Origin of the sequence: Streptomyces triticirhizae, from assembly GCF_003696235.1 — a bacterium.
GTDB lineage: Bacteria > Actinomycetota > Actinomycetes > Streptomycetales > Streptomycetaceae > Streptomyces > Streptomyces triticirhizae.
Genome location: NZ_RFFJ01000158.1, coordinates 1 through 14,457, shown reverse-complemented (window position 1 = coordinate 14,457; position 14,457 = coordinate 1). Strand labels below are relative to the sequence as shown.

Annotated in this window: 13 protein-coding genes; 5 read left to right on the top strand and 8 right to left on the bottom strand. The window is 73.7% G+C overall.

The genetic code is table 11. The features are described 5' to 3' along the window. Positions 1 to 193 precede the first annotated feature (193 nt). The 3 genes from EBN88_RS22615 to EBN88_RS22605 are packed head-to-tail and all read right to left on the bottom strand — an operon-like array spanning position 194 to position 3,271. A complete protein-coding gene (locus EBN88_RS22615) occupies positions 194 to 1,129 on the bottom strand; it encodes an NAD-dependent epimerase/dehydratase family protein (protein WP_122185755.1) in 936 nt (311 codons plus the stop codon). Beyond that, positions 1,126 to 1,749: a dTDP-4-dehydrorhamnose 3,5-epimerase family protein gene (locus tag EBN88_RS22610; protein ID WP_122185754.1), complete on the bottom strand. Its 624-nt coding sequence runs from the start codon at positions 1,747 to 1,749 to the stop codon at positions 1,126 to 1,128. The genes EBN88_RS22615 and EBN88_RS22610 overlap by 4 nt, the downstream gene beginning before the upstream one ends. 4 nt (positions 1,750 to 1,753) lie before the next feature. Further along, positions 1,754 to 3,271 (bottom strand): FAD-dependent monooxygenase, encoded by a 1,518-nt coding sequence (locus EBN88_RS22605; RefSeq protein WP_122185753.1) that lies wholly within the window; start codon positions 3,269 to 3,271, stop codon positions 1,754 to 1,756. A gap of 760 nt (positions 3,272 to 4,031) precedes the next feature. On the opposite strand from EBN88_RS22605, the gene EBN88_RS22600 reads away from it, so the two are divergent. From EBN88_RS22600 to EBN88_RS22580, 5 genes are all read left to right on the top strand, one after another. Further along, on the top strand, positions 4,032 to 5,672 hold the full coding sequence (locus EBN88_RS22600) for an FAD-dependent monooxygenase (RefSeq protein ID WP_122185752.1): 1,641 nt from the start codon (positions 4,032 to 4,034) through the stop codon (positions 5,670 to 5,672). A gap of 8 nt (positions 5,673 to 5,680) precedes the next feature. Then, on the top strand, positions 5,681 to 6,436 hold the full coding sequence (locus tag EBN88_RS22595; protein WP_122185751.1) for an SDR family NAD(P)-dependent oxidoreductase: 756 nt from the start codon (positions 5,681 to 5,683) through the stop codon (positions 6,434 to 6,436). 66 nt (positions 6,437 to 6,502) lie between these two features. After that, positions 6,503 to 7,432 carry an SRPBCC family protein gene (locus EBN88_RS22590; protein ID WP_147472807.1) on the top strand — a complete coding sequence of 310 codons (930 nt, stop codon included), beginning with the start codon at positions 6,503 to 6,505 and terminating at the stop codon, positions 7,430 to 7,432. Further along, the gene (locus tag EBN88_RS22585) at positions 7,425 to 8,906 is read left to right on the top strand and encodes a class I adenylate-forming enzyme family protein (protein WP_122185749.1); all 1,482 of its coding nucleotides are present in this window, start codon (positions 7,425 to 7,427) and stop codon (positions 8,904 to 8,906) included. The genes EBN88_RS22590 and EBN88_RS22585 overlap by 8 nt, the downstream gene beginning before the upstream one ends. A 33-nt stretch (positions 8,907 to 8,939) precedes the next feature. Next, positions 8,940 to 9,224, top strand: coding sequence for an antibiotic biosynthesis monooxygenase family protein (locus EBN88_RS22580; RefSeq protein WP_122185748.1), 285 nt, complete (start codon positions 8,940 to 8,942; stop codon positions 9,222 to 9,224). 76 nt (positions 9,225 to 9,300) lie between these two features. Here EBN88_RS22580 and EBN88_RS22575 read toward each other — a convergent pair whose 3' ends face one another. Genes EBN88_RS22575 through EBN88_RS22555 form a run of 5 tightly spaced genes read right to left on the bottom strand, consistent with a single transcriptional unit; the run spans position 9,301 to position 13,703 of the window. Then, on the bottom strand, positions 9,301 to 9,756 hold the full coding sequence (locus EBN88_RS22575; protein ID WP_122185747.1) for a nuclear transport factor 2 family protein: 456 nt from the start codon (positions 9,754 to 9,756) through the stop codon (positions 9,301 to 9,303). A gap of 53 nt (positions 9,757 to 9,809) precedes the next feature. After that, positions 9,810 to 10,871, bottom strand: coding sequence for a methyltransferase (locus EBN88_RS22570; RefSeq protein ID WP_122185746.1), 1,062 nt, complete (start codon positions 10,869 to 10,871; stop codon positions 9,810 to 9,812). Next, positions 10,868 to 11,680: a cyclase family protein gene (locus EBN88_RS22565; protein ID WP_122185745.1), complete on the bottom strand. Its 813-nt coding sequence runs from the start codon at positions 11,678 to 11,680 to the stop codon at positions 10,868 to 10,870. The genes EBN88_RS22570 and EBN88_RS22565 overlap by 4 nt, the downstream gene beginning before the upstream one ends. Positions 11,681 to 11,686: 6 nt before the next feature. After that, on the bottom strand, positions 11,687 to 12,910 hold the full coding sequence (locus tag EBN88_RS22560; protein WP_122185744.1) for an FAD-dependent monooxygenase: 1,224 nt from the start codon (positions 12,908 to 12,910) through the stop codon (positions 11,687 to 11,689). A 13-nt stretch (positions 12,911 to 12,923) separates the two neighbouring features. Further along, on the bottom strand, positions 12,924 to 13,703 hold the full coding sequence (locus EBN88_RS22555; protein WP_233580855.1) for an SDR family oxidoreductase: 780 nt from the start codon (positions 13,701 to 13,703) through the stop codon (positions 12,924 to 12,926). Positions 13,704 to 14,457: the final 754 nt, after the last annotated feature.

The window sequence follows — 14,457 nt, the reverse complement described above, 5'->3', positions numbered from 1 at the left end:
CCGGCCGACCCACCCGCCATGTAAGCCGCGCGTCGTAGCCCGCGCCACAGCCCCAACCACACCGCACAGTTTCGTTGTTCACCCACGACCAGTCGGGCTGACCCGCACCAGCCACCGGCCCGCAGACAGACCCCGGCCTCCGGGCCCCCAGGGCCCGGGGCCGGTCCCGGGATCGAGCCCAGCGGCCAGCGACTCAGCGGGGCTGGAGCGTCGCGGCGCGGACGCTGTTCCAGAGGGCGCGCATGGACGCGTCGGGGTCGTGGCGTGGGCGCCAGCCCAACAGGCGGCGGGCGCGGCCGTTGTCGACCCTGATCCAGTCGCCGCCCCGGCTGGCCACGGACCCGGCGCGCGTCAGCACGGACTCGGGCGGCCGGCCGGAGGCGCGCACCAGGGCGTCGACCAGGTCGGCGATGGGGCGGGCCTCGCCGCTGCCGAGGTTGAGGACGCCGTGCCCGGTGGGCGCGGCGGCGGCCCGTACCACGGCGTCGGCCGCGTCCCGGGAGTCGAGGTAGTCGCGGTGCGCGTCGGCGACGGTCAGTTCGATGGTGTCGGGCTCGTCGCGCAGCCGCGCGGCGAGGGAGCCGAAGAAGCTCTCCTCGGCCGGCTCGGGCCCGATGGTGTTGGTCAGCCGCAGCACGGTGGCGTCCACGGTGCCGGCGGCCGACGCCGCGAGGATCTGCTTGGCGGCGGTCAACTTGGACCGCGGGTAGGGCTGTTGCGGCCTGGGCGGCACGGTCTCGTCGATGGAGGTGCCGTGCGGAACGGGCCCGTACTCGTGGATGGTGCCCAGGTGCACCAGCCGGGGCGGCGCGGGCAGGCAGGCCAGGGCCGCCAACAGGTGTTCGACGACGGTGACGTTGGTGCTGTGCAGGTCGTCACCCCAGCCGAGGGTGGCGTTGACGACGGCCTCCGCCCGTTCCTCCACGAGGAGTTCGGCGAGCCGCCCGGCCGTCTCGCGGGCGGCGTCCAGCGTGCGGAGCCGGTCGGCGCCGGGCGGCGCGGGCCCGCGCCGGGCGACGGCGGTGACCTCGGTGCCCTGGTCGGCGAACGCGCGGGTGATGCGCCGCCCCATGCAGCCGGTGGCGCCCAGCACCACGACCCGGCGCGGCGGCGGGCCGAAGCCGCTCACCGGGGCGCGTCCGAGAGGCCCGGGTGGTCCGGCGGAAGCGGCCACTGGCGGCAGTCGGCGTAGCGGGGCAACATGCCGCTGGCCTCGGCCTCGGCCAACGAGACGGCCTTGGTGTCCCGTTCGGACATCAGCGGGGTGAGGTCGGCGGGCCAGGGCAGTCCGAGCGCCGGGTCGAGCGGGTCGATCGCCTGTTCCAGGTCGGACCGGTAGGCGCTGGTGACCAGGTAGGACATCACGGTGTCGTCCTCCAGCGCGAGGAACGCGTGGCCGACGCCGTCCGGGATGTAGACGGCGCGGAACGACACGGCGTCCATCTCCACGACGTCGAACCGCCCGAACGTCGGGGAGCCGACGCGGATGTCCACGAGCGCGTCGAGGGCGCGGCCGCGCGCGCAGTAGACGTACTTGGCCTGCCCCGGCGGGGTGGTGGTGAAGTGCAGCCCGCGCAGCACACCGCGCGCGGAGCGACTGTGGTTGGTCTGGGCGGTCGGGAACGGCTCGCCGACGGCCGCCAGGAAGGCGTCCTCCTGGAGCGGCGAGACGAACAGTCCCCGTTCGTCCTCGTGGATGTTCGGGGTGAACTCGAAGCCGCCGAGGACGGCGAGTGGCCTGGTCTTCATGGGGTCACCCGTTCCTTGAGGTCGGGGGTCGGGGCGTGCCGGTGGGGGCGGGGTCGCCGAACCAGCGGCTGAGGGCGTCGGTCAGGTCGGCGAGAACGTCGTCGGCCGGGGTGTCGTCGCCCGGGTCGACCCAGGCGACATGGCCGTCGGGCCGCAGCAGCAGCCCGGGCCCCTCGCCGGCGGGCACGGTGCCGACCCGCCCGCTGTGGCCCTCGGCCGCGCGGGCCACGCCGGGGCGCGCGTCCGGCACGAGCAGCGCGCCGCGCCCGGCGCGCAACAGGGCGCGCACGCCGTCGCCCGGTCCTGGCTTCAACGGGGGGCAGGGGCAGCCGAGCAGCTCGTGGGTGTAGCGCCCCCCGGGCAGCTGGTAGCGGATGTCGAGGCCGGTGATCTCGTGCGCCAGCCGGGAGTTGACCTCCGGCATGGCGAGGAGTTCCGAGAAGACCTCGCGCAGCGGGTCCACCTTGGGGTCGGGCGACATGAGCATGAGCTGCACCCGGGTCTCGCGCAGCACGCGTTCGGCGACGGGCCGCCGTTCCGTGCCGTAGCTGTCGAGGAGCCCCTCGGGCGCCCGCCCGGTGACGGTGGCGGCCAGCTTCCAGCCGAGGTTGACGGCGTCCTGGAGCCCCAGGTTGAGGCCCTGCGCGCCGATCGGGAAGTGAACGTGCGCGGCGTCGCCGGCCAGCAGGACCCGGCCGGAGCGGTAGGTGTCGGCGAGGCGGGTGGTGTCGGTGAAACGGGACAGCCAGCGCGGCCGGTCCATGTCGACGTCCAGGCCGCTGATCCGCCGCACGGTGGCGCGGAGTTCGTCGAGCGTCACCTCGCTGCGCGCGGTCGCCGGGTCCGGCGGGACGAACTCGGTGGTGAGGATGCGGGTCACGCCGGGCTGGAGGGAGATCGCCATCAACAGCCCGTGCGGGGTGCGCATGGTGCCGGGAACGCCGTTGGGCAGCTGGCTCGGGTCGGCCAGCTCCACGTCGGCGAGGAGGGCGCTGACCGTGGGGTCCGAGCCGGTGAAGCCGATGCCGGCCAGCTTCCGCACGGTGGACCGGCCGCCGTCGCAGCCGACCAGGTACGAGGCGGTCAGCCAGTGCCGGCCCTCGTCGGTCTCGACCTCGCAGCGGACGGCGTCACCGGTGTCGTCGACGGCGGTCACGGTGTGCCCGCGCCGGATGTCGACGCCCAACGACCGGGTGTGCTCCTCCAGCAGCTGCTCGGTGCGGGCCTGCGGGATGAGAAGGGCGTACGGGTGCTCGTTGCGCAGATGACCGAAGTCCAGCAGCGGTTCGAGGCCGGCGAAGTGCGCCTTGGGCCAGGTGCGGTTGCCGTCGGTGAAGCGGTCGAGAAGGCCGCGCTGGTCCAGCACGTCCAGCATCCTGGCCTGCATCCGGAACGCCCGGGAGTGGCCGCTGGGTTCCTTCAGCCGCTCCAGGACGACCACGCGGGCCCCTCCGGTCCGCAGCTCGGCCGCCAACATCAGGCCGACCGGTCCGCCTCCCACCACGAGGACGTCGGTGTCCATGCACGCTCCTTCTTTTTCGGCCCGCCCCGTCGGCTGACGTTGGCTTGTACTCTGCGGCTGTTCCTCAGCCGGCCTGTTCCTGCTGGGCCGGCACCCGCCGGCCGTCTTCCAACGGGCGGCACCCGCCGCCCCGTTGCCGCCGGCGGTCGCCCACGGGCAGTTCGCGTTCGCCGGCTCACACCGGCCGATCCTGTTCGGCCCGCTGGCCCGGACCCGTTCACTCGCGGCCCGCTCACGCGGACCCCTACTCCTCGACCGGCACCACCGCCGACCCGTTCCTGCCAACCGGCTCACGCCGACCTGCCTGCCACCGGCGGTCGCCCACCGACCGATCCGCGACCGGCGGTCGCCCACCGGCCCGTTGCCACCGGCCGGCACACGCCGGCACGTTCCCAACAACCGCCGCCCGCCAACCCGTTGCCGCCGGCAGGCGCTCGCCGGCAGGCGCCCGCCGGGCGAGCGTTCCGCACCCGCCCGAGGCGGGTCCCGAGGCCCGCCGCCAGGCGACCCCGCGGCGGTAGCCTGCCGTTCGCCCAGCGAACGGCGGCGTCCCGCCGCCCACCACGGGTCAGGCCGCGCGGCCAGCGCTCAGCCTGCTGGCAGGCCCTCAAGCCCTGGTGGAGGGCGCGTTGATCTTCGCGAACACGGCATCCACCACGGATTGAGGCGGACTCCAGCGCGGTGCCCGACGGTGTCCGGACACCCAGCCCACCCACCGCGCCACCCCTGGAGGGCACGGCCGACGGCAGCAGAGGTTGAGATGTCAGTGACGAGAGGCTCGAACGTCCCCGAGGTCCTGGTGGCCGGCGCAGGCCCGGTCGGGCTCGCCATGGCCCATGAACTCGCCCGCCGCGGAATCCCGCTGCGGTTGATCGACGCGAAGAGCGAACCCGCCACCACCAGCCGGGCGATCGCGACCCATCCGCGCACGCTGGAGGCGTATGACCAGATGGGTGTCATCGAGGAGATGCTGAAGCGGGGTCGGGAGATCCGCGCCTTCACGCTCTTCCAGGACGGCCGCCGGCTCGCCCGGCTGGACGCCGACTACTCCACGATGCCGACGCGTTTCCCGTTCACCCTCGCCATCGAGCAGACCGCCACCGAGGAGGTCTTCCGCAACGCGCTCGCCGACCTGGGCGTGAAGGTGGAGTGGGGCGTGAAGCTGACGGACGTCGCGCCGGACGACGAGGGCGTGAGCGTGGAGCTGGAACACGCCGACGGGCGCACGGAGTCGGCGCGGGTGCCGTGGCTGGTCGGCTGCGACGGCGGCCACAGCACGGTCCGCAAGAAGCTGGACCTGAAGCTGATCGGCGAGGAGAACCAGACCTGGCTGCTGGCCGACGCCCCGCTGAAGAGCGAGCTGCCGCCGAACAGCATCTACTGGGTCCGCGCCAAGGGCGGAACGATGATGGCCGTTCCGCTGGCCGACGACCGGTGGCGGCTGCTGGACACCGCCGAAACGGACTACGACGGCGACCCGTCGGCGCTCGCGGCCCGGTTCGAGCGGAAGCTGACGCAGGGCCTCGGCCACCAGGTGCGGGTCGGCACCCCGACGTGGGTGTCGCGGTTCACCGCGCAGCAGCGGATGGTGCCCCGGATGCGGTCCGGGCGCGCCCTGGTCGCCGGGGACGCCGCGCATGTGCACAGCCCGGCCTCCGGGCAGGGCATGAACACCGGCATCCAGGAGGCCGTCAACCTGGCGTGGAAGCTGACCATGGTGATCGAGGGCCACGCCCGCGAGGAGCTGCTGGACAGCTACGCCGACGAGCGGGTGCCGGTGGGCGAGGCGCTGCTGGAGTCCACCAAGAAGGCCACGCAGATGATCGAGCTGCGCAGCCGGTTCACGAACCTGGCGCTGCCGGTGATCTTCGGCGTGGTCAGCCGGGTCGCGCCGATCCGGAAGCGGATGCAGCGGGAGATGCTCGGCGGGATGTCGGGCCTGCTGCTGTCCTACGCGGAGCGGGAGTTGACCGCGAAGGAGCCGCACCGTGGCGCTGGCCCCGCGCCCGGGACCCGGGTCACCGAGGTGGACGAGGGCGACCTGACGGGCACCGGCTGGCCGGTGCTGCTGGACGCGCTGCGCCGGCCCGGCTGGCTGCTGGTGACGCGGGCGACGCCGGGCGAGGCCGCGCAGGCCGACGCCCTCGACTGGGTGCGCCGCGAACACGGCGGCTGGCTCACGACGTTGACCGTCACCGACGCGCCGCTGGTCGACGGCGAGGGAACGGTGCCCGACGCCGACGGGCGGGTCTCCGCCCGGCTGGGCCTCGCGCCCGGCGGCTGGCTGCTGGTGCGGCCGGACGCGTATCTGCTGGCGCGGGGCGAGTCCCTCAGCCGGCAGGCGCTGGCCGGGGCGCTCCAACGGCTGCCGCTGACCAGCCCGGTCGCCGGCGCGCGCTAGGGGCCGGCGTGGATCTCGGACTTCGGGACCGGGTCGCCGTCGTCACCGGGGGAACCGGTGGCATCGGCGAGGCCACGGTGCGCGCGTTCGCCGCCGAGGGCGCCCGGGTGGTGCTCACCTACCGGGCCGCCGCCGGCCGGGCCGCCGAGCTGGTGGACCAGCTCGGCGGCCCGGAGCGGGCCCTCGCGGTGCGCTACGACCTGGCCGACGCGGAGTCGGTCGAGGCGCTGGTGCCCACCGTCGAGAAGCACTTCGGCTCGGTGGACACCCTGGTCGCCAACGCCGTGCGGCGGCCCGAACAGGGCCCCGGCGCCGACTTCGCGACCCTCGACCCGGCCGAGTGGTCCGCGCAGCTGCACCACAACCTGACCGCGACGATCCGCACCGTGCAGACCGCGCTCCCCGGGATGCGGACGCGCGGCCACGGCCGGATCGGGTTGATCTCCTCGCACCTGGCCACCAAGGGGGAGGCCGGGCAGGAGATCTACACCGCCGCGAAGTCCGCGCTGCACGGCTTCGCGTTGAGCCTGGCCCGCGCCGCCGGCCCCGACGGCGTGCTGGTCAACGTGGTCAGCCCCGGGCTGACCACCACCGAGGGGGCGCTGGGCTTCCTGCCGCCGGCCGTCCTGGCGAAGGCCGCCTCGGCGATGCCGACCGGCCGCCTGGGCAGCCCGGAGGAGGTCGCCAGGGCCGTCGTCTTCTACTGCTCCCCCGCCAACGAGAACATCACCGGCGAACTGGTCTCGCTGACCGGCCGTGGGTGAACACCCCGCTTACGCCTGCCCGTTCAGGCTCGGGCAGCGCCCGCACTCACCGTGGAAGGAACACCAGTGGTCACCAGCCAAGCCCCCGTGGGCGAGTCCGTCACCGTCGACGCCCCCGCGAAGGTCGTCCTCGACCTGATCGCCGACCCCGACCCGTTGCACTACCTGGCGCCCTCGGTCGTCTACGCCGAGCGGCAGGCGGACGGTGAGGGCAAGGACACGGTCACCCTCTGGTCCGTCACCGAGGACGAGGAGGTGTGGTCCCGCACCCAGCACCGGGTGTTCGAGGCGGACGGCTCGAAGGTCACCTTCACCGACACGAAGGAGTCCTCGCTGGCCGGGCTCACCGGCACCTGGACGGTGCGCGCGCTGGACGGCGAGCGCACCGAACTGAGCCTCACCCAGGACGCCTCGGGGCTGGCCGACGCCGGCGCCGCCGGGCGGGCCGAGGAGGCCCGCCAGGTGCTGCTGGCCACGGTGGCCGACGCCGCGACCCGCAGGCAGGAACTGTCCGACCTGGTCGTCGACTTCCGCGACCCGCTGTTCGTCGGCGGCGCCGCCGAGGACGCCTACCAGATCCTCTACGAGGCCGACCGCTGGCCGGAGCGGCTGGAGCACGTCTCCCGGATCGACCTCAAGGAGGACGTGCCGAACATCCAGTTCTTCGACATGGACACCACCACCTCGGACGGCAAGCCGCACACCACCCGCTCGGTGCGGATCTGCTTCCCGCACCGGAAGATCGTCTACAAGCAGATCGGGTTGCCTGCGCTGCTCGACGCGCACACCGGGCACTGGCTGTTCACGCCGACCCGCGAGGGCCTGATCGTCGAGTCCCGGCACGTGGCCGTCATCAAGCCGTCGGCGCTGCCCGTCCTCGGCGAGGGCACCACGGTGGAGGGCGCCCGCCGCTATCTGCGCCGGGTGCTGAGCACCAACTCGATGACCAACCTGCGGCTGTCGAAGACGTACGCGGAGGAGCGCGCCCGTGCGTGACCCGGTGTCACGGCTGGACGACCTGCCTCGGATCGCCGCCCGGAACCACCAGGACCGGGTGGCGGTCCGCACCGACCGGGGTGAGTCGCTCACCTTCGGCGAGCTGGAACGGCGGGTGGACGCCTGCGCGGCGCGGATCGCGGCGCTGACGGAGGGTCCTGGGACGGTGGTGGCGCTGACCTCGGCGCTGCACCCGGACTTCGTCGTCGCCTACTACGGCGCGCTGCGCGCCGGGCGGGTCGTGGTGCCGGTCAACCCGATGCTGCGCGCGGAGGGGTTGGCCCGGCTGGTCGCGGCCTCGGGCGCGGCGCTGGTGCTGACCGTTCCGGAGATCGCGGAGCGGCTCGACACCGACGTGCCGGCCGTCGACCTGGCCGATCCGAGCCTGGTCGAGGGCCCGCCGGGCGACCGCGCGCCCGTCGAGCCGGGCGACGTCGCCTGCGTGCACTTCACCAGCGGCACCACGGGCGCGCCCAAGGGTGTGTGCCAGACGCACCACAACCTGGCGGTGAACGCGGCCCAGACGGCGCACGCCCACGGGCTCGGGCCGGATTCGGTGACGCTCAACCACCTGCCGACGTTCCACCCGATGCACCTCAACGCGGCGCTGTTCGTGGGCGCCGAGCAGGTGTTGGCGACCGACCCGGACCTGGCGGCGTCGCTGCGCACCGCCAACGAGGTGGGCGCGCACCGGTACTACAGCCTGCCGATGCGGCTGAGCCGGCTGGCCGCGCACCCGGAGCTGTCCACGATGCGGCTGACCTCCGTTGAGGCGGTCTACTCGGGCGGCTCGGCGCTGCCGGTGGCGGCGGCGAGCCGGCTGTCGGAGCACTTCGGCATCCCGGTCCTCCAGGGCTACGGGCTGGCGGAGACGTCCCCAATGACGCACTGCGGCGACCGGTCCCGGCCCAAGCCGGGCTCCTGTGGCCCGCCGGTGCCGCGGACGGAGTGCCGGATCGTGGACCTGACCACGGGCAAGCCGGTGGGAACCGGCGAGCGCGGCGAGATCCAGGTGCGCGGCCCGCAGTTGATGAAGGGCTACCTGGGCGAGCCGGCCGGCGCCGCGTTCGACGCGGAGGGCTGGTTCGCCACCGGGGACGTGGGGCTGGTCGACGAGGACGGCGAGCTGTTCGTCGTCGACCGGCTCAAGGACGTCTTCAAGTGCGACAACGAGCTGGTGTCGCCGCAGGAGGTCGAGGGCGTGCTGCTGCGGCACCCTTCGGTCGTGGACTGCGTGGTCGTGGACCACCCCGACCCGTTCAGCGGGGCGGTGGCCGCCGCCCTGGTGGTGGCGCCGAAGGTGCCCGACCAGCCGGCGCTCGACGCGGTGGCCGCCGAGGTCAACGCCGAACTCCCCTCCTACCAGCACATCCGCCACATCCGGGCGGTCCCCGAGATCGCCCGCTCGGGCGGCGGCAAGGTCCGCCGCCAGGAGCTGCGGCAGCAACTCGCGACGCTGCTGACCGCCGACTGACCCGTCAACCACCTCTCACGAAGGAGCCGTTCCATGGCCACGCTGATCAACAAGTTCACCGTCGTCGGCGACGTCGAGACCTTCCGCAAGGCACTGGCCCACGTCAGCGAGTACATGCAGGCGCAGCCGGGCTTCATCAGCCACGAGCTGTACCAGTCGCTGAGCAAGCCGGAGATCTTCGTGGAGACCGCCACCTGGGACCACGCGGACTCGCACAAGAAGGCCGTCAGCAGCGACGAGTTCCGCACCCGGGTCAAGGGCCTGGCCGGCCTGGCGAAGCCGGACGCCGACCTCTACCGCTCGGTCGACGACCACTGAGCGCGGGTCCGAGGACAGCAAGCCGGCGGCCCCGGGGCGAACTGCCCCGGGGCCGCCGGCCGTTGCGGGTGAACCGTCAGACGGGCGCGGCCACGCCGTCCTTGGTGACGCGGCGGTGCTTGACCTTCAGCTCGCCGTCCTCGCGCACCAGCAGGTCCTCACAGACGCAGCTCATCACCACGCGGGTCTCGCCGCCCAGCGGGGTGCCGACGATCAGCGCGTAGCAGCGGACGGCGACCGTGCCGTCGTCGTTCTGGGTCACGTCGAGCATCCCGTGCCAGTGCCGCCGCACCTCGCCCTGCTCGACGAGCGCGGCGTGGGCGCCGGCGACGGCGGCGGTCAGGGCGGCCCGGCCGGTGACCGGCTCGGGCCGGTGCTCGGGCGCGAAGACGCCGTCCTCGGTGAAGGTGAGCGCCCACTCGTCGGCCCGGCCGGCGTCGAGGAGCTGCATGTGGCGGGCGTAGAACTGCTGCACCTCGGAGTGCAGCACGACCCGTGCGAGGCTGTCGGCCTCGGGGAGGGTGTCGGTCATCGGGGGTTCGCCTTCCTAGACGGAGTTCCTTGGGCGGGGGTTCGGCGGGACGTTCAGCGGGGGGTGCACTCCAGGACGGCCCAGTCGCCGGCGGGCGGCTCGTTCTCCAGCGTGAAGCCGCCGGCGGCCAGCAGCGCGCGCCACTCCTCCAGGTTCCGCTCCTGGCCACCCATCACGACCAGCATGTCCACGTCGAGGAACTTGGCGGTGTCCCAGGTGTTGAGGGGCGCGACGACCTGCTCCAGGACCAGCAGCCGGCCGCCGTCGTCGCCGATGGCGGCGCGGACCGCGCGCAGGATCTCCACGGCCCGGTCGTCGGGCCAGTCGTGCAGCACGGTCTTCAGCAGGTAGGCGTCGGCGCCGGTGGGCAGCGGGTCGGCGAAGAAGTCGCCGCCGACCACCTTGACCCGGCCGGTCACGCCGCGCTCGTCGAGCAACTCGGCTGCGGTCGACGTCACTTCGGGCCGGTCGAAGAGGATGCCCTGGCTGTCGGGGTCGCGGCGCAGGATCTCGGAGAGGAAGTAGCCCCGGCCGCCGCCGATGTCGGCGAGGGTGCCGAAGCGGGAGAAGTCGTAGCGTTCGAGGAACAGCGCGCCCAGCCGGCGGCTGATCGTCGTCATCGCGTCGTCGAAGACCTGCCCCGCGTCCTGGTCGCGCCGCAGGTGCTCCCAGAACGACATGCCGTTGGCCTCGTCGAAGCCGGGCCGGCCGGTGCGCACCGAGTGCAGGATCGAGCCGAACGCGCTCCAGAAGAACGCGGAGCCGTCCAGCAGCACCGCGTCCCGCACGCCGTCCGGCAGGTCGGTGCGCAGGCCCTCGGCGACCGGGGTGAGCCGGAAGCGGCGCCCGTCGATCTCCTCGAAGACGCCGAGCAGCGCGGCGCAGCGCAGAAGCCGGTAGAGCGCCGCCTCCTGGGCGCCGACGGCCCCGGCGAGGTCGGCGACCGTCCGGGGCCCGTCCACCAGCTGGTCGGCGATGCCCAGCTCGGCCAGCGCGTAGACCACGGCGGAGAACCGTTGCCCGTTGGCGAGCAGCATCAGCCGCTGCCGGTCGGAGATGTCGGGGCCCTGCGCGAACGAGTACGCGGCGGCCCCTTCCTGGGCGGTGTCGGTCATGCGGCTGACTCCTCGCTCGCGTCGCTCGCGTCGTTCTCGTCGATCAGGGCCACGGCGCGGGTCCAGCCGGCGCCGGCGCCGGCGATCTTCACGGGGAAGCAGGAGAGGGTGAAGCCGTGTCGCGGCAGCCGGTCGAGGTGGGCGAGCCGTTCGATCTGGCAGAACTCCCGGTCCCGGCCCGCGAAGTGCGCCGGCCACAGCACGGACCGGTCGCCGGTCTCCCGGTAGCGGGCCAGCATGTCGCCGAACGGGGCGTCCAGGCTGAAGGCGTCGGTCCCGATGACCTTGACGCCCAGGTCGAGCAGCAGGTGCGTGGCCGGGCCGTCCAGCCCGGTGAAGTGCGTGAAGAACTTCTCGGTCCCGGCGTGCTGGTCAGCGCCCGTGTGCAGCAGCACGATGTCCAGCGGGTTCAACTCCCGGCCCAGCCCGTCCAGTTCGGCCCTGATCCGGTCGGCCCCGACCGCGCCGGGCTCGGCGTCGGTGAGGTCGAGGACCACGGCCGGCCGGTGGAACCACTCCAGCGGCAGCTCGTCGATGGTGCGCGGCGGGCCCTCCCGGTACGAGGCGCGGGTGCCGTAGTGGGCGGGCGCGTCGATGTGGGTGCCGGTGTGGGTGGTGAGCGTCAGCGTGTCGATGGACAACAGCTCGCCGTCGTCCAGGACCTCGGGGTCGAAGTCGACGCCGAAGTGCTCGCTCATCTCCTCGGCCATGTGCCGGGCGCCCTCGGCGGGCGTGATCACCTCGTGGGTGAGCTTCTCCGGCTCCCAACCCCGCGCGTCGACGGGCGAGGAGAGGTCGATCATCCGCATCGTGGGTCACTCCTTCCGGTCGGCGGTGAACAGGGAGTCGGCGACCCGGATGCCGGGCGCGCCGAACGCGACGCGGTCGGTGACCTTGGCGCCGATGGGGGTGCGCATCATCACGCGGGCCAACTTGGGCCGCAGGAACGTCGCCAGGCCGTCGGCGGAGAGCATCATCCGGCTCTGGATGGTCTGGAACTTCATGACGGCCTTGATGTGCGGGCGGCGGGTGTCCTCGAACTCCCGCAGCCGGCCGGCGCTCAGGTCCTTCTCGCGCAGCGCGGCCAGCAGCACCGGGTGCAGCAGCACCGCGTCCTGGAGCGCCAGGTTGATGCCCTGCGCGCCCAGCGGCCCGTGGGTGTGCGCGGCGTCGCCGATCAGCACCAGGCCGTCGGCGGTCCAGCGTTCGGCGGTCGCGCCGAACACGTCCAGCAGCGACAGGTCCGCGAGGGTCCGAATCCCGGTGCGCACGTCGGTGACCACGTCGGGCGCGGCCGCCTCGATCCGGTCCCGCAGCGCCTCGATGCCCAGCGGCGCGAGCCGCTTCCACTCGCCCTTGGGCAGGGTCCAGCCCAGCTGGAGGGTGTCGGGGTGCGAGTCGTAGGCGATCATCGGGTTGCCGCCGGCCCGGTTGACCATCACCTCGCCCAGCGGGCGCTTGGCGGGCAGCCGGAACCACACCACGTCCTGGTCGAAGATGTCGTGCCGCTGGTGCTCGATGTTGGCGAGCCGGCGGATCTTCGAGTGCCGGCCGTCGGCGCCGACCACGCAGGAGGCGGTCACGGTGTGGCTGCCGTCGGCGCCCTTGGCGCGCACGCCCCGCACCACGCCGTTCTCCTCCACCAGCGCGCCGGCCCGCGCCACCAGATAGCGGAACCCGGGCAACTCCTCGCAGCGCTCGCGGAGTTCGGCCAGCAGATGGGCCTGCGGCAGGCTCAGCAGGTAGTTGTGGGGGCCGCGCAGCCGCCCGTACTCGAACGCCATCAGCGTCTTGCCGCGCTCCACCAGCCGGAACCTGGCCAGCCGGTGGGAGCCACGGGCGGCGGCGCCCTCCAGGACGCCGATCTCGTCCAGGACGGCCAGGCCGCCCGGCTGGAGGATCTCGCCCCGGTACTCCCGGTCCAGGGTGGGGCTGCTCTCGACGACGGTGACCCGCACGCCGGAGCGCAACAGCAGCAGCGCCAGGGCCATGCCGGCCGGGCCGCCGCCGACCACACACACATCGGTGGCTTCTTCCATCACGGTGCTCCCTTCAGGCCAGCAGACCCAGGCCGCCGTCCACCGGGATCACCTGACCGGTGATCCACTGGGCCTCCGGCAGACACAACAGGGCCACGGCGTCCGCGACTTCGCGCGGGGTGGCGGGCCGCCCGGCGGGGGTGCGGGCGGAGATGGCGCGGAGCGCCTCGGGACGAACGGTGCCGGGGCCCTTGTCGAGCTTGGCGGCGGAGACGGCGTTCACCGTGATGCCCCGCGCGGCCAACTCGACGGCGGCGAACCGGGTCAGGCTCTCCAGGGCCGCCTTGGCGACGCCCAGGCTGACCAGGTGCGGCGCGACGCCCTGGGCGACGCTCGCGGAGATCACCACGATCCGGCCGCCCTCCGGCATCAACTCGGCCGCCGAGCCGGCCGCCGACGCCAGCGGCACCAGCGCCGTCGCCAGGTCGGCCCGCATCTCGGCCGGGTCGATCGCCGGGACGGCCATGGGGTGGGCGGAGGCGGCGGAGTGCACCACGAAGTCGAGCCGGCCGTGCCGCTCCTTCGTCAGCCGCGCCAGCCGGGGCAGCTCCCCGGGGCGGCGGACGTCGCCCTGCTCGGTGGAGACGGCGGCGGGCGCGCCCGCCAGCTCCTCCTCCAACCCGGCGGCGTGCTCGGCGGAGTTGACCCAGACGGCGAGGACATCGCAGCCGGAGACGGCGAGCTTCTCGGCGACGGCGCGGCCCACGCCCCGGGTGCCGCCGACGACCAGGGCGCTCTTGCCCTTCAACCCGGGCAGCGGCTGGGGGGCGGCGCGCGTTTGCGGTTCCGTCACGGTGATCTCTCCTCAACCATCGGGGGTGCGGGACGATGGACCCGCCCTTCACCGTGGGCGAGAACGGTCGACGGGCTCTGGAGCGACAGCGGAAGCGGGGCGGAGCGGGGGCCGGCGCCGGAGGGGCCCCAGGCCCTGGGGGCCCGGGGCCCCGGGGGGTGGGGCCGGGGGGCCGGCGCTGGTGGGCGGCCGGGGTGGGTGGGTGCCGGTTTCGTCTGCGGGCCGGTGGCCGGTGCGGGGCAGCTCGACTGGTCGCCGTCGGTCGACGAGACGCGCCACGGGAGCGGAAGGCTCTGGCGCGGGCTACGACGCGCGGCTTACATGGCGGGTGGGTCGGCCGGGTGCGGGCGTAACGAATGGCTGGGAGAGGCTGGCTGGGAAGGGGGGCGCGGCTTCCGGTAGGTGGGGTTTGTTGCCGAACGGGGATCAGCCCTGACGGCCGTGCCCTCTGGGCGCGGGGACTGCGCCTTGTTCGGGGGTCGGTTGGTGGGTGGGGGCGTGCGTGGCGCGCACCGGCTTCGCCGGCCTGCCCCGGCATGTCGTCCGTCTCGAAGTGTTGCGGAGCGTCGGACTTATCGAGGGGCCGGTAGCGGTCCTGTGATGGGCGGACGGTCATGGGTAGCTTCAGCCAACGACCACGCTGCCGCGCGAACAACGCCTGCCGTCTTGGTAGTCCGCGCGCCGTCGACTCCCGAAGGCGGGCGCGCCGGGGGGTGGGGGGACCTTTTTCTAGGTGCCCGTTTGGAAGTGAACA

Coding starts and splice junctions, on each gene's coding strand:
- EBN88_RS22610 (WP_122185754.1), bottom strand. CDS start 1,749: ATGAAGACCAGGCCACTCGCCGTCCTCGGCGGCTTCGAGTTCACCCCG.
- EBN88_RS22605 (WP_122185753.1), bottom strand. CDS start 3,271: ATGGACACCGACGTCCTCGTGGTGGGAGGCGGACCGGTCGGCCTGATG.
- EBN88_RS22600 (WP_122185752.1), top strand. CDS start 4,032: ATGTCAGTGACGAGAGGCTCGAACGTCCCCGAGGTCCTGGTGGCCGGC.
- EBN88_RS22580 (WP_122185748.1), top strand. CDS start 8,940: ATGGCCACGCTGATCAACAAGTTCACCGTCGTCGGCGACGTCGAGACC.
- EBN88_RS22575 (WP_122185747.1), bottom strand. CDS start 9,756: ATGACCGACACCCTCCCCGAGGCCGACAGCCTCGCACGGGTCGTGCTG.
- EBN88_RS22570 (WP_122185746.1), bottom strand. CDS start 10,871: ATGACCGACACCGCCCAGGAAGGGGCCGCCGCGTACTCGTTCGCGCAG.
- EBN88_RS22565 (WP_122185745.1), bottom strand. CDS start 11,680: ATGCGGATGATCGACCTCTCCTCGCCCGTCGACGCGCGGGGTTGGGAG.
- EBN88_RS22560 (WP_122185744.1), bottom strand. CDS start 12,910: ATGGAAGAAGCCACCGATGTGTGTGTGGTCGGCGGCGGCCCGGCCGGC.